The 13,933-nt window shown below is 68.2% G+C and carries 14 protein-coding genes; 5 read left to right on the top strand and 9 right to left on the bottom strand.

The window, feature by feature from the left end; genetic code table 11:
* Positions 1–71: 71 nt before the first annotated feature.
* Positions 72–1,418 carry a cation:dicarboxylate symporter family transporter gene (locus BLV57_RS38100; protein ID WP_091298301.1) on the bottom strand — a complete coding sequence of 449 codons (1,347 nt, stop codon included), beginning with the start codon at positions 1,416–1,418 and terminating at the stop codon, positions 72–74.
* Positions 1,419–1,542: 124 nt separating this feature from the next.
* Between BLV57_RS38100 and BLV57_RS38095 the strand changes: the two genes are divergently transcribed.
* Genes BLV57_RS38095 through BLV57_RS38085 form a run of 3 tightly spaced genes read left to right on the top strand, consistent with a single transcriptional unit; the run spans position 1,543 to position 4,166 of the window.
* The gene (locus tag BLV57_RS38095) at positions 1,543–3,063 is read left to right on the top strand and encodes a sensor histidine kinase (protein WP_425426078.1); all 1,521 of its coding nucleotides are present in this window, start codon (positions 1,543–1,545) and stop codon (positions 3,061–3,063) included.
* Positions 3,060–3,722: a response regulator gene (locus BLV57_RS38090; RefSeq protein WP_091298297.1), complete on the top strand. Its 663-nt coding sequence runs from the start codon at positions 3,060–3,062 to the stop codon at positions 3,720–3,722. Before BLV57_RS38095 ends, BLV57_RS38090 begins: the two co-directional genes overlap by 4 nt.
* A 42-nt stretch (positions 3,723–3,764) precedes the next feature.
* Positions 3,765–4,166, top strand: a complete 402-nt coding sequence (locus BLV57_RS38085) for a PPOX class F420-dependent oxidoreductase (RefSeq protein ID WP_091298295.1) — start codon at positions 3,765–3,767, stop codon at positions 4,164–4,166.
* A 3-nt stretch (positions 4,167–4,169) separates the two neighbouring features.
* On the opposite strand, the gene BLV57_RS38080 is transcribed toward BLV57_RS38085, so the two are convergent.
* Entirely contained in the window at positions 4,170–5,000 is an 831-nt protein-coding gene (locus tag BLV57_RS38080) for an alpha/beta fold hydrolase (protein WP_091298292.1), read from the bottom strand.
* 106 nt (positions 5,001–5,106) lie between these two features.
* Here BLV57_RS38080 and BLV57_RS38075 point away from each other — a divergent pair, with 106 nt between their 5' ends.
* A complete protein-coding gene (locus tag BLV57_RS38075; RefSeq protein WP_091298290.1) occupies positions 5,107–6,240 on the top strand; it encodes an MFS transporter in 1,134 nt (377 codons plus the stop codon).
* A gap of 4 nt (positions 6,241–6,244) precedes the next feature.
* Here BLV57_RS38075 and BLV57_RS38070 read toward each other — a convergent pair whose 3' ends face one another.
* The 3 genes from BLV57_RS38070 to BLV57_RS38060 all read right to left on the bottom strand — a co-directional run bounded on the left by BLV57_RS38070 (position 6,245) and on the right by BLV57_RS38060 (position 8,428).
* Positions 6,245–7,159 (bottom strand): LLM class flavin-dependent oxidoreductase, encoded by a 915-nt coding sequence (locus tag BLV57_RS38070; protein ID WP_091298288.1) that lies wholly within the window; start codon positions 7,157–7,159, stop codon positions 6,245–6,247.
* Positions 7,160–7,320: 161 nt separating this feature from the next.
* Positions 7,321–7,755 carry a MarR family winged helix-turn-helix transcriptional regulator gene (locus BLV57_RS38065; RefSeq protein ID WP_245757685.1) on the bottom strand — a complete coding sequence of 145 codons (435 nt, stop codon included), beginning with the start codon at positions 7,753–7,755 and terminating at the stop codon, positions 7,321–7,323.
* A gap of 76 nt (positions 7,756–7,831) precedes the next feature.
* The gene (locus tag BLV57_RS38060) at positions 7,832–8,428 is read right to left on the bottom strand and encodes a TetR/AcrR family transcriptional regulator (RefSeq protein ID WP_091298286.1); all 597 of its coding nucleotides are present in this window, start codon (positions 8,426–8,428) and stop codon (positions 7,832–7,834) included.
* 88 nt (positions 8,429–8,516) lie between these two features.
* Between BLV57_RS38060 and BLV57_RS38055 the strand changes: the two genes are divergently transcribed.
* Positions 8,517–9,401, top strand: coding sequence for an alpha/beta fold hydrolase (locus BLV57_RS38055; protein ID WP_091298283.1), 885 nt, complete (start codon positions 8,517–8,519; stop codon positions 9,399–9,401).
* Between the two features lie 60 nt (positions 9,402–9,461).
* On the opposite strand, the gene BLV57_RS38050 is transcribed toward BLV57_RS38055, so the two are convergent.
* From BLV57_RS38050 to BLV57_RS38035, 4 genes are read right to left on the bottom strand one after another with little or no spacing between them, the layout of a single operon-like run.
* Positions 9,462–10,844, bottom strand: coding sequence for a beta-N-acetylhexosaminidase (locus BLV57_RS38050; protein WP_091298280.1), 1,383 nt, complete (start codon positions 10,842–10,844; stop codon positions 9,462–9,464).
* Positions 10,841–11,692, bottom strand: a complete 852-nt coding sequence (locus BLV57_RS38045; protein WP_091298278.1) for a carbohydrate ABC transporter permease — start codon at positions 11,690–11,692, stop codon at positions 10,841–10,843. The genes BLV57_RS38050 and BLV57_RS38045 overlap by 4 nt, the downstream gene beginning before the upstream one ends.
* Positions 11,683–12,639 (bottom strand): carbohydrate ABC transporter permease, encoded by a 957-nt coding sequence (locus tag BLV57_RS38040; protein ID WP_091298276.1) that lies wholly within the window; start codon positions 12,637–12,639, stop codon positions 11,683–11,685. Before BLV57_RS38040 ends, BLV57_RS38045 begins: the two co-directional genes overlap by 10 nt.
* Complete coding sequence (locus tag BLV57_RS38035) at positions 12,640–13,923, bottom strand: extracellular solute-binding protein (RefSeq protein WP_091298274.1); 1,284 nt, start codon at positions 13,921–13,923, stop codon at positions 12,640–12,642.
* Positions 13,924–13,933: the final 10 nt, after the last annotated feature.

Below are 13,933 nucleotides of genomic sequence, written 5' to 3'. Positions count from 1 at the left end.
CGGGATAAAGCCCGCTTTATCCCGGTCGCCGGGCGGGAACGGGGGACCCCCGCCCGACGACCAGGCGGCGGTCAGACCGCCGCGGGTTCCCGCTCTTCCTTGCGTTCCGAGGGAGGTTCGGAATGCTCGTCGAGCAAGGTGGTCTCGTCGAAGGGTGCCTGGCCCGCGAACACGCGGCTCGCCTGGTCGCGGTCGAACTCCTTGGTCCACGACCCGATCAGCACGGTGGCGACGGCGTTGCCCGCGAAGTTGGTCAGCGCACGGGCCTCCGACATGAACCGGTCGATGCCGAGGATGAAGCCGACGCCGTCGACCAGCTCCGGCCGGTGCGACTGCAGGCCACCGGCCAGCGTCGCGATGCCGGCGCCGCTGACGCCCGCCGCGCCCTTGGACGCGATGATCATGAACACCAGCAGCGAGATCTGCTCGCCCAGTGACAGTGGCTTGTCCTGCGCGGTGGCGATGAACAGCGTGGCCATCGTCAGGTAGATCGCGGTGCCGTCGAGGTTGAACGAGTAGCCGGTCGGCACGGTGATGCCGGTGACCGGCTTGCTGACCCCGAGGTGCTCCATCTTCGCGATGAGCCTCGGCAGCGCCGACTCCGAGGACGAGGTCGACAGGATCAGCAGGAACTCGCGGCCCAGGTACTTCAGCAGGCTGAAGATGTTGACCCGCGCGCCGACCCACAGCACCGCGCCGAGCACGCCGAACACGAACACCAGGCAGGTCAGGTAGAAGCCGATCATGATGACCGCGAGGCTGCGCAGCGCGCCCCAGCCGGTCTCACCGACGACGGCCGCGATGGCGCCGAACGCGCCGATCGGGGCGGCCCACATGACCATGGCGAGGATGCGGAACACCAGGCGCTGGATGTGCTCGATCCCGTTCAGGATCGGCTTGCCCTTCGCGCCGAGCTTCTGCAGCGCGAAGCCGGTGAGCAGCGCGACGAGCAGCGTCTGCAGCACCTGGCCGCTGGTGAACGCCGACGCGAAGCTCGTCGGGATGATGCCGAGCAGGAAGTCGGTGGTGCTCGCCGCGCCGGTGGCCTGATTGTGCGCCTTGGTGATGTCGGACGGGGTGAGGTGCAGCCCGCTGCCGGGGTGGAGCAGGTTGCCGACGATCAGGCCGATGGTGAGCGCGAACGTCGACATGAGCACGAAGTAGCCGAGCGCCATCAGGCCGACGCGGCCGACCTTGGCGGCCTTGGCCACCGAGCCGATGCCGAGCACGATCGTGCAGAAGATGATCGGGGTGATCATCATCTTGATCAGGTTCACGAACCCGGTGCCGAGCGGCTTGAGGTCCTTGGCGAACCCGGGTGCGAGGAAGCCGACCAGGACGCCGAGCACCACGGCGGCCAACACGGCTAAATACAAGTAGTGCGTTTTGTCGCGTCGTCGGGTGGCGGTGGGCACCATTGCCTCCAGCAGGGGGTAAAAGGGATTGCGGAGACTATGCGTGCCCGGGTGAGCCAGGTCACGGTTGTGTTCATTGAGTACATGCCGGTGACAGCTGGTTGAAGACTTGTGCTGGTATGTGCGGGTGCCAACGAAGCCACGCCAGTGGAGTCTCGCCAGGCAGTTGCTCGTGCTCCAGGCCGCCATCGTGGGTGTGCTCGCCGGGGCCGGTTTCCTGCTGGCCTATCTCGACGCGGACAGCGCGACCGACGCCAAGGCGCGGGACAAGGTCACCGTCGTCGCGCGCACGGTCGCCGACGCGCCGAGCGTGCAGGCCGCACTGTCCACTCCGGACCCGTCGGCGACGCTGCAGCCGTTCGCGGAACGGGTGCGGTCCGACACCGAGGTCGACTTCATCACGATCATGAACCGTGACGGCATCCGCTTCACCCACCCGAATCCGGCGCTGATCGGCCAGCATTACATCGGCACGACCGTGGAAGCGTTGCAGGGCAGTGTGTTCACCGAGACGTACACGGGTTCGCTCGGCCCGTCGGTGCGCACGATCGTGCCGGTGAAGTCCGGCGGCCAGGTGGTCGCGATGGTCTCGGTCGGCATCACGGTCGACACGATCTCCGCGGATCTGCGCGAGCGGCTGTGGACGCTCGCCGCGGTCATCGGCTCGGTGCTGGTCGCCGGGCTCATCGGCAGCCTGCTGGTGAGCGCGCGGGTCCGGCGCCAGACCCATGGCGTCGCGCCCGCCGAGCTGCGCGACATGTTCTCCTATCACGAGGCCGTGCTGCACGCGGTGCGCGAAGGCCTCGTGCTCGTCGGCGGTGACGGCGTCATCCTGCTGTGCAACGACGGTGCCCGCGACCTGCTGGACGTCCCCGATCCGACCGGTTCCGCCGTGGCCGACCTCGGCCTGCCGGACGGCCTGGCCGAGGCGTTCATGAGCAGCCGCGCCGACGAGATCCACGTGACCGACACGCGCGTGCTGGTGATCAACGTGACGCCGGTGAGCATGGGCACCGTGGTGACCTTGCGCGACCACACGGAGTTGCAGACGCTCACCGGCGAGCTGAACACGGTCCGCGGTTTCGCGGAGGCGCTGCGTTCCCAGGCGCACGAGGCCGCGAACCGGCTGCACACCGTCGTTTCCCTGGTCGAGATCGGCAAACCGCGCGAGGCGGTCGAGTTCGCCACCGCCGAACTCCAGCTGGCGCAGCAGCTGACCGACCGCGTCGTCGGCGCCGTCGAGGAGCCCGTGCTGGCGGCATTGCTGCTCGGCAAAGCGGCGGAGGCCGCCGAGCGCGGCATCGAGCTGACCATCACCGAGGACACCGCCATCGAAGACACCGCCATCGCCGCCCGCGATCTCGTGACCATCCTGGGCAATCTGATCGACAACGCCATCGACGCCGCGTCTTCGTCGGTGGTCGTCACGGCCCGTTCCTCCGACGGCGAGCTGCTCCTGCGCGTCTCCGACGACGGTCCTGGCGTGCCACCGGGCGTCGACGTCTTCCGCCGCGGCTGGTCGACGAAACCGGCCGAGGGCCACGGCGTCGGCCTGGCCTTGGTCGGCCAGGCGGTCCGCCGCTACCACGGCACGATCGACATCGGCGCCGACACCGGCGCGGTCTTCACGGTCAGGCTGCCGCTGTGATCAAGGTGCTGATCGTCGAGGACGAGCCGGTCGCCGCCGAGGCGCACAAGGTCTACGTCTCACGCCTCGCCGGGTTCAGCGTCGCCGGGGTGGTGCATTCGGGCGGGGACGCGTTGCGTTTCGTCGAGCGCAATCCCGTCGACCTGGTGCTGCTGGACTTCTATCTGCCCGACACCCACGGCCTCGCGGTCTGCCGTTCGCTGCGCGCGGCCGGTTTCCCGGTCGACGTCATCGCGGTGACCTCGGCGCGCGACCTCGCCGTCGTGAAGGCCGCGGTCTCGGTCGGCGTGGTCCAGTATCTGCTGAAGCCCTTCACTTTCGCTTCACTGAAGGAAAAACTCGAACGCTATGCCGAGTTCCGGAGTTCAGCGGGCGAAGTCGCAGGCCAGGCGGAGATCGACCGCGCACTGGGTTCGCTGCGTGCTTCGGACCAGTCGTCGCTGCCGAAAGGCATGAGCGCGCCGACGTTGACGGCGATCACCGAGGCGTTGGCCGCGGCCGAAGACGGCTTGTCGGCCGGAGCCGCGGCCGCCGCGATCGGCGCCTCCCGGGTTACCGCGCGCCGGTACCTGGAATACCTGGCGGACAACGGACTCGCGCAGCGCGAGCCCCGCTACGGCCAGGTCGGCAGGCCGGAGGTCTGGTACCGCGCACGGTGAGGTTCTTGACCTCTACCAAGCTCGAAGTGTGAGCCTGGACGCATGATCTTCACCGAGACGGAACGCGAGTACCTGAAGACGCTGGCGCTGGGCAGGCTGGCCACGATCGGCCCGGCGGGTGCACCGCAAAATCATCCGGTCACCTACTTCGTGAACGACGACGGGACGATCGACATCGGCGGTCCGGCGTTGAGTCGCTCGCAGAAGTACCGCAACATCCAGGCCGATCCGCGTGCCTCGCTCGTCGTCGATGACACGGCTTCAGAGCCGGTCGGACCGGGTGGTCAGCGCGGGCGCGGTATCGAGATCCGCGGCGATGTCGAGGTGCTGCTCGCCGACGTTCCGTTACTGGATGGCTTCAGCAACGATGTCGTGCGCATTCACCCGCGTCGCGTCGTCGCCTGGAATCTCGACGGACCCGGCGCCAACAATCGCGACGTATGACGGTCAGAAGCGAGTCAGCCAGCGGTGCAGGGAAATCGCGAGTTCGACGGGTGCGTCGTACTGGATGAGGTGGCCTGCCCCGGGGATGATGTCCAGTACCGCGCCGGGGATTGCCTCGGCGAGCTTCGACGCCCTGTCCGCCGGAATCCAAGTGTCCTCGGCGCCCCAGATGACCTTGACCGGCAGGTCGAGTTCGGCATAGCGGTCCTGCACCTCGTCGGTGTGGCGGACGTCGGCCTCCGCGATCTGTTGGTAGAATGCGCGCTGCCCGTCGACACTCAGCCACGGCTCGGTCAACGTGTCGAGTTGCGCGCGCGTGAGGCCACGATGGCTGGCCGTCGCGATGTACGACTCCAGCGCACCCCGGTGCACCACCGCGGGCTGCGCCGCGAAGACGTCGGCATTCGCGGCGACGAGCCGGAAGAAGTCCGAACCCCACGGGCGCAGTGCCACGACGTCGACCAGCGCGAGCGAGGCGTATTCGGCACCGTGCAGCAGGTTTGCGCGCAGTGCCACGGCGCCGCCGTAGTCGTGGGCGACCACGTGTGGGCGTCCCAGCTCCCACTGCGCGAGCAGGTCGGCCAGCAGTTCGCCCTGCGTGCCGAGATCGACCGCCTGTCCCGCATGCTTCGACGACTGACCGTAGCCCGGCATGTCCCACAGGTAGACGGAGTACTCCCGGCTGAGCGCACGCGCGAAGGGCGCCCACAGCTGTGCGGACCAGGGCGTTCCGTGGCACATGACCACCGGTTCTCCGGCCCCCAGCCGATCCCAGGCGACTGAGCGGCCTCGCCATTCGAAGGTCTGGGACAGCTGAAGATCGTCGTTCCCCATGATCGGGACCCTACGTCACAACCGGCGTATAACACCTTATATCGCGTCGCACGGTGAGGTCGTGAACTCGCCAGACGATCACCGGCGGAGCTGCTGAACTTGGCCCATGCTCACCTCGACCCGACCGAAGGCCGCCGTCGTCTCGGTGATGATGGGAATATTTTCCCTTGTCACCACGGAAATCTTGCCCATCGGCCTGCTGACGCCCATCGGCTCGAACTTCGGAATCTCGGCAGGCACGGCGGGGTTGATGATGACGATGCCCGGCCTGCTGGCCGCCGTAGCCGCTCCCGCGGTCACTGTCGCGACTGGACGGTTCGACCGCCGGGTGATGCTGTGCGTGCTGATGCTCGTGTTGGCGGCAGCCGACTTCCTCGCCGCGATCGCCCCGGCCTACTGGGTCATGATCGTCTCCAGGGTCCTCGTCGGATTCGTCATCGGCGCGTTCTGGTCGATCGGCTCCGGGCTGGCGGCCCGACTGGTGCGCCCGGACCGGGTCGGCATGGCGACCGCGGTGATCTTTTCGGCCGTCCCGCTCGGTTCGGTGCTCGGCGTGCCCGCGGGCACTCTCATCGGCGACCTCGCGGGCTGGCGAGTGGCTTTCACGGTCATGGGGATGCTGGCGCTCGCCGTCTTCGCCGCGCTGATGCTGGTGTTGCCCGCGTTGCCCGCCGAGCAGACGACCAGTCTGACCGTGCTTCGTGAGTTGCTCCGGGAGCCCCGCGTCCGGCTCGGCCTGCTCGTGACGTTCCTGATCGTGCTCGCCCATTTCGGCACCTACACCTATGTGACGCCGTTTCTGCGCCAGGTCACCGGGGCGAGCCCGGAGCTGATCACCCTGTTCTTGCTGGTCTATGGAATCGCGGGGATCGCGGGCAACTTCGTCGCGGGCATGGCGCGGCTGCGCGTCGCGTTCACGGTCAGCGCCTGCGCCGTGGCGGCCGCCACGCTGATGCTTCCCCTCGCGGGGAGATTCGGCGCGGGTGCGGTCATCCTGCTCGCCATCTGGGGACTCGCGTACGGCGCGGTCCCGGTCTGCTCGCAAACCTGGTTCGCGAAATCGGCGCCGCACGCCCGTGAGGCGGCCACCGTCGTCTTCACTTCCTCATTCCAAGCGACCCTTTCACTGGGCGCCCTGCTCGGCGGCGTCGTGGTCGACCTGACCTCGCCGTCGATCGTCATGCTCATCGGCGGTGCCGTCGCACTCCTCGCGGCGGCAGCCCTCACGATCGATGTATAACGACCTATACCGTGCGCCCTGAGATGGCCTCGCGGACGGCTGGGGCGATCTCCGCACCCCAGCGGCGGAGCGAGGTGAGGTCCTGCGTGCCACCGCTGGGGGAGAAGAGCATGAACCCCGACGCGCCGTGCTCGAGTACGGCGCCGGTGAGTTCCTCGATCCATTGGTCGACGGAACCGCCGATCCACCGGCCGTCTTGGTCACGGGTGGCGGGCAGCGGCCGGTCGGTGATGTGACCGGGGAAGTTGAAGATCGTGCGCACGTCGCTCGGCTCGCGGCCGGCGGAAGCGGCGGCTTCGTCGATGATCGGCCTGCCCGCTCGGTAGCGGGGGCTGAGCCAGTCCGCGGCGTGACCGGGAAGCCAGCCGTCGGCGACGCGGCCGGTGGCGGCCAGCGACTTCGGGCCGACCGAGCCGGTCCACACCGGCGGCGCGGGGACCGGGGCGGGCTCGATCTTGGTGACCCGGTAATGGGTGCCCTCGTGGGTGACGGGCTCGCCGCCGCCGGACAAGAGCCTGACCAGCGTGATGCCCTCCTCGAAGGCGTCGACCGCGTCGGCGGCCGAGAGTCGTGGCACGCCCAGGTCGGCGATGCGGTCCCAGAGTCCGCCCGCGCCCATGCCGAGCACGACTCGGCCGCCGGAGAGTGTCGAGAGCGAGGTGACCGTGCGGGCGAGCATCGGTGCGGGCCGCGTGGGCAGGTTGGTGACGTTGACGAAGCCGCCGAGGTGCCGGGTGCGGCCGAGGATGAAGCCGAGCGCTGCGTACGCGTCGAGACGGGCGCCCAGGTAAGGGTGGTCGGACAAGGAAAAGAGGTCGAGTCCGTCGCGGTCGGCCTGCTCGGTCAGGCGGAGCAGTTCCGGTTGCTCGGCGATTTCGCTGTGCGCGCCGAAGCCGAAGACGACGTTGGGCAAAGTCATGCGTGCTCCCCAGAGAGAATCAGTTCGTACTACGAACCATATTAGTTCGTTGTACGAACTGCAAGGCCGGGGTTGGGAGTGGGCCGTGATCTCGGGTCGTGAGTGATGCGGCCGGTTCTAACCGGCCTGAACACTCACGACCCCAAGGCGTCGGGCGAGGGTCAGAACACCACGGGGACCTTGTTGTCGGACACGATGCGCCCGAGCAAGTTCGCCAGCAGGGCGCGCTCGGCGGCGCTCAACCCGCCCGGCAACTGCTCGATCCGGCGGCAAGTCTCGTCGTAGAACTCCGAGGCGAGCTTGGCGCCGTGCGGGGTGAGGGCGACGCGGACCGCGCGGGCGTCCGAGGGGTCGGGTTCGCGGCGGACGAGGCCGTTGCGCTCGGTGCGGTCGACCAGGCCGGTGAGGCTCGACTTGGCAAGGCCGAGTGTCGCGATCAGGTCGCTCATGCCCTGCGGCCGCGCCATCAGCACGCACAGCAGCTGCCCCTGCTGCGGAGTCAGGCCGTGCTCGCGGCCCGACTCCGCGTACACCGCGTTCACCAGGAACGACGAGCGCACGAGCGCGGTCACCACTCCGATTTCGTCTTCGCCCACCCGATCACGGTAACCGACGTTCCGGTACTCGACGCCGAGCGCGTCCGGCCGTGGCAGGTGGTGATCGTGCGGGCGCTCAGGCCGTGCGGAGTCCGTCAAGGAGGGCGAGCAAGGCTCGTTCGGCTTCGAGGCGCGCCGCGCCGGGGTCGGTGGCGCCGGCGATGAGCAGGCCTGCCTCGCCTAGTGCGGCCAGAACCAAGTGGGCCAGGAAACGGACGGGCACGTCGGTGCGCAGGACGCCCGCGTCGACGCCCAGTTGCAGGCCTGCTGTCACCATGCCGAGCGCGTACTGCTCATCCAATTCTCGCCATTGCCGCCAGCCGAGAACGGCGGGTGCGTCGATCAGCCCGATACGGGCTTTGTCAGGCTGAAGGCAGGCGAGCAGGAAAGAGCGCAGGCCCGCTTCGAACGCGGCGAGCGGCCCGCCGTCGCCGGTGTGCGACATGTGCGCTGACACGTCGTCCATGAGTTCCTGCTGGATCTGTTCGTACACGGCGCGGAACAGTTCCTGCTTGTCCTTGAAATGGTGATACATCGCGCCGCGGGAGCTGTTCGCCCTGGTGACGATCTCCGTGGTGCCGACAGCCGCGTAGCCGTGCTCGGCGAACAGTTCGCGTGCCGCGGAGATCAGGGCGGCGCGGGTGGTCTCGGATTTCTCGGCTTGGCGTCCCATCACTGCTTCCTGGTCCAGGCCTTTAAAACAGGCAGCCTGTTTGTTATTGTCGTGGCCGCACTCATTCTCCCTGATCAAGGAGGTTCCGATGACCGGACGCCCGATGCCCGAACTGGCGGGCGTCGAGCATCGGTTCCTCGACGTCGGCGGGCTGCGCACGCATGTCGCGCTTGCCGGCCGTGGCGACCCTGTTGTCCTGCTGCACGGCTGGCCGCAGCATTGGTGGCAGTGGCGGCACGTCATCCCCGTGCTGGCCCGTCATCACCGGGTGATCTGCCCGGACCTGCGGGGACTCGGGTGGACCGATGCGCCGCCGGACGGATACCAGCCCGGGGTCATGGCCGATGATGTCCTCGGCCTGCTCGACCGGCTCGGCGTGCGCCGCTTCGGCTTGATCGGGCATGACTGGGGCGGTGCGGCAGGCTACCTGCTTGCGCTGCGCCATCCTGACCGTGTCACCCGCTACATCGCGCTCAACACCGCGAACCCGTTTCTCAGGCCGATACCCGGGACATTGCGGCACGGGCCTCGGCTGTGGCACATCCTCGCCAACAGTCTCCCCCTGCTCGGGCCACGCCTGGCCGCGTCCACGATCCCCCGATGGGCGCTGCGCCGCTGGATCTACCGGACCGCCACTCTGACCAGCGAAGACCAGGCGGTGTATCTGGCTCAGTTCAGCGAGCCGGACCGTGTCCGCGCCACGGTCAGGTACTACCGGAACCTGATCAGCCGCGAAATCCCGCTGGTACTGGCGGGAAAATATCGCTGGGCTCTGCTGACCGTTCCCACACTCGTGCTGTCGGGTGACCGCGACCCGCTCCTGCCCGTGAGCCTGATGACCGGACATGGCACGCACGCCACCGACCTCCGCGCCGAACTGCTCGCCGAAGTCGGACACTTTCCCGCGACCGAGGTGGCCGACCGAGTCGCCCGGCGTGCGCTTCAGTTCTTCGCCGCGATCGGCTCCGCGTGACGGAGTGGGTCGTGAGTGTTTTGGCCGGTTAGAACCGGTCGCAACACTCACGACCCCCGGCTAGATCGGGCGACCGGGGACGCCTGGGCGGGTCTGCCACGGGTGCGGCCCGTCCAGCGGGCGGTACTCGACGCCGAGGGCGTCCAAGCGCGGCAGGTGGTGATCACGCAGGCGGGGCAGGAACTCCGCGAAGTCCCGGCCTTCGACCGGGCTCCAGGCGACCTCCGCGAACGCGCTCAGCCTCGGGAACGCCGCGTAGTCGACGCGGCGGGCGGTGTCGAGGTGCTCGCTCCACACCTGCGCCTGCGTGCCGAGGATGCCGGGCAACGCCGGATCGTAGGCGTACACGTCTTCGAGCGTGCGCACGAAGCCGACCGGGATCGGTTCGTCCGGGTGATCGGACTGGCGGTGGTCGAGGTAGACGTGCTGCTCGGGGCACATGACCACGTCGTGCCCGGCCGCGGCGGCGATGGCGCCCGCCTCCGAGTTGCGCCAGGAGCTGATGGTCACCTTGGGCAGATCGGGGATCTCGAGCACCTCGTCCCAGCAGAGCGCGCGGCGGCCGCGGGACTCGAGGTGCGCGATGATCTTGCGGACGAAGAGGCCGTGCTCGGCGGTCGCGCCGGGCACCTCGTCGCCGCCGATGCCGATCATCTCGGACGGGAAGATCTCCAAGAGCTGGTCGAACACCGCCTTGAAGAAGTCCACTGTGGACTCCGAGGTGTTCAGCAGCGAGGTGCTGATGCCCCACGAGGTCCAGACTTCCCACTGCGCGGAGGGATCCGGGCCCAGCTCGGGGTAGGCCGCGATGGCCGCGCGGGCGTGGCCGGGGATGTCGATCTCCGGGACCACCGTCACCGCCCGCAGACCCGCGTAGGCGACGATCTCGCGGAGGTCGTCCAGAGTATAAAAGCCGCCGTGGGGTCGGCCGTCGCGCTCGGGACCGTCGTGGCGGCCGACCATCGAACCGGTGCGCCACCCGCCGACCGAGGTGAGCCGGGGGAATTCCGGGATCTCGATGCGCCAGCCCTGGTCGTCGGTCAGGTGCAGGTGCAGCACGTTCAGCTTGTGCGCCGCCAGCAGGTCGATGAACCGCAGCACCTCCGCCTTGGTGCGGAAATGCCGGGCGACGTCGAGCAGGCATCCGCGCCAGGCGAACCGGGGATGGTCGACCACCACACCACAGGGCACAGTGGACGGTCCACCCGGGACAGACCGGAACCACGACGGCCCGGCCAGCTGACGCAACGTCTGACGGCCGTAGAACTCGCCCGCCGCGTCGGCGACGTCCAGCGTCACGGACGACGGCGTGATCTCCAGCCGGTAGCCCTCTGCGGGCAAGTCCGAGTCCCGGCGTACCTGTACTTCGGTCGGCCATGGGCACGAACCAGGCTGGGGCGTCACGGAAACCGGGCGGGGAAGGAGCCCGTCGAAGCCCGTCATCCCTTCACCGCCCCGGCCATGCCGGAGACCAGCCTGCGCTGCACCAGCACGAAGAAGATCAGCACCGGAATCGTCATCAAGGTCGACGAAGCCATCACCGCGCCCCAATCGGTGTCCTCGGGTTTGAAGAAGACCAGGATCGCCTGCGGCAGCGTCTGGTTGTCGGTCTTGGAGATGATGAACGTCTTCGCGAACAGGAAGTCGTTCCACGCGTGGATGAACGCGAGCACGCTGATCGCCACGAGACCCGGCGCCACCAACGGGAACAGGATCTGCCAGGTGAACCGCAACCGGCTCGCACCGTCCAATTTGGCCGCTTCCTCCAACTCGACCGGGACGGCCGCGACGAAGCCGCGCAGCATCCAGATCGCGAACGGCAGGCTGAACGCCAGGTGCACCAGCACCAGCGAACCCAGTTCGTTGAGCCCGAACGCGGGCGCGACGTCGCCGACCGACCGCATCAGGAAGAACAGCGGGATGGTCAGCGCCTCGATCGGGACCATCTGCGCGACCAGCAGCATCACCAGCAGCACCGTGCGGCCGCGGAAGTTGAACCGGGTCAGCGCGACCGCGGCCAAAAAGGACATCAGCAGCGACAGCAGCACCACGGCGACCGCGACGAGCACGCTGTTCAGGAAGAACTGCCCGAACCCGGACACGTTCAGCACCCGGTTGAAGCTCTCGAACGATGGTGAGGTCGTCCACGGCTTCGGGTTCGCCGACTGCACCTCGCCCGCCGGCTTCAGCGCGGACAGGACCATCCAGTAGATCGGGAATGCGACGATGCCCGCGATCACGACCGTCACCACCTCGGCGACGAGTCTGCCCGGCTTGCGTACTAGAGCCATGCGTCGCTCCTGCGTTGCGACCGGACGTACAGCCCGGTGATCGACAGCAGGAGCAGCGTCATGACGACCCCGATCGCCGCGCCGAGCCCGTACTGCGAGCCTGCGAACGCCTGCTGGTAGGCGTAGACGTTGAGCACGAGGTTGCGCCCGGCGACGCCACCGCCGTTGGTCATCACGTAGATCTGGGTGAACACCTTGAAATCCCAGATGATCGACTGGATGGTCGCGATCATCAGCAGCGGCCGCAGCATCGGCACGATCACCGACCTGGTGGTGCGGAACCACGACGCGCCGTCCAAAGAGGACGCTTCCAGCACCTCCGCGGGAATCGCCTGGATGCCCGCGTACATCGTCACCATGACGAACGGGAACGAGCACCAGATCACCTCGGCCGCGACCAGCCCGAACGTGCTGACCGTGCCGAAGGTCCACGAGTGGTGCGCCATGCCGTCGAAGCCGATGCCGACCAGTATCTCGTTCACCAGGCCGAAATCGGCGTCGAACAGGAACAGCCAGACGTACGAGCCCGCCATCGCCGGTGTCGCCCAAGCCGCCAGCGCGGCCAGGAAGAGCAGCATCCGGGGGAAGGCGCGCACCCGGGTCGCGAGCACGGCCAGCGCGGTGCCGATCACCAGGCTGCCGACGACGCAGGTGCCCGCGAAGCCGAGTGTCTTGCCGAGCACCGTCCAGAACTGCGCGTTCTCGAACAGGTCCAGGTAGTTGGCGAAGCCGAGGAACTTCAGCGGCGCGCGCCCGGCGGCCTGCGGCTGCCCGTAGTCGTAGAACGAGATCAGGACGAGCTGGTAGATCGGATAGAGCAGCAGCGCGCCCAAGAGAATCGCCGCGGGTGCCAGATACCAGGCGGCGGCGCGCCCGTCCCCGCGCTTCCTGACGGCTTTCCGTTCAGGAGTCACGGGGGCGGGACGCGTCAGTTGTCCGGTGGCCATCTACGACCCGAACGCCTTGTTCATCTTGTCGGCCGCGTCGTTGAGCGCGGTGTCGACCGGCTGGCCGCCGGTCGCGATCTGCTGCACCGCGGTCGGCAGGATGTTCTGCGCGTCGATCCGCGCCCACGAGGGCGTGACCGGCACGAACTTGGTGCCCGCCTTCACCGTCTCGACGAACGGCTTGAGGAACGGGTCGCTCTGCGAAACCTGCTGCTGCACCGAGGCGAGCGTGGGCAGGTTGCCCATGCCCTGGTACATCTTCGCCTGGTACTTCGCCCCGCCGAGCAGCTGGATGAACTCGACGCCGAGGCCGCGCCGCTTGCTGGCGTTGAACACGCCGAGCAGGTTGCCGCCCGCGAACGCCGGCGCGATCTTGCCTTCCGTGGTGCCCGGCAGCGGGACCACCGCGTACTTGCCCTTCACCGCGCCGGCCTCGACGGCCTTGCGGTTGAAGTCACCGCCGATCGACATCCCGGCTTTGCCGCCCGCGAACGCCGTGATGCTCTGCGTCCCGGTGAGGTTCGCGCACTGCTCCGGCGGGCAGATGTCCGCCTTCAGCAGGCTCGCGTAGTTGGTGATACCGGTCTTCGACGCCTCGGTGTTCAACGCGGACGTCCACCTTGGACCGTCCTGTTTGGCCAGTTCGCCACCGGCGGCCCAGAGGTACGGCATGATCGCGTAGATGTACTTGCCACCGACGGAAATGCCGTACAGGTCCGGCTTCTTGGCCCGGATCTTGCGCGCGGTCTCGGCCAGCTCCGCCATCGTCTTCGGCGGCGTGAGGCCCAGCTCGGTGAAGATGTCGGTGCGGTAGTACAGCGCGCGGACGCCGGTGAACCACGGCAAACCGTAGGCCTTGCCGCCGACCTTGGCCGTCTCGAGCACGGACGGCACCAGATCGGCGCCTTCCTTCCAGCTCTGCAGATCACCGGTCAGGTCGGTGAGCGCGCCGGTCTCGACGTAGCTCGCGGCGTCGGTGTTGCCGTACTCGGCGACGTCGGGCGCGTTGGACGGATCGTTGAAGGCGCCGGAGAACTTGTCCGCACGCCCCTCGACCGGGATCCACTGGACGTCGATCTCCACGCCGGCGTGCGCGGCCTTGAACTCGGCGATGGCCTCCTTGACCGTCGCCTCCTTCGGCGCCCGGTTGGCCTCGTCGAACAGCCAGACCCGCAGGGTGCCGGTCTTCTCGTCCCCTCCGGCGGCCGGAGCCGACTGGGTCGGGGCGCAGCCGGCGGCGAGCCCCAGTACGGCGAGCCCGGCGAGGGTGCGTCGGATTCTCATGTCGAAAACT

It is taken from the genome of Amycolatopsis xylanica (assembly GCF_900107045.1).
In the GTDB taxonomy this organism is placed as follows: Bacteria; Actinomycetota; Actinomycetes; order Mycobacteriales; family Pseudonocardiaceae; genus Amycolatopsis; species Amycolatopsis xylanica.
The sequence above is the reverse complement of the archived record's forward strand: the minus strand, read 5'-3'. Positions and strand labels throughout refer to the sequence as shown.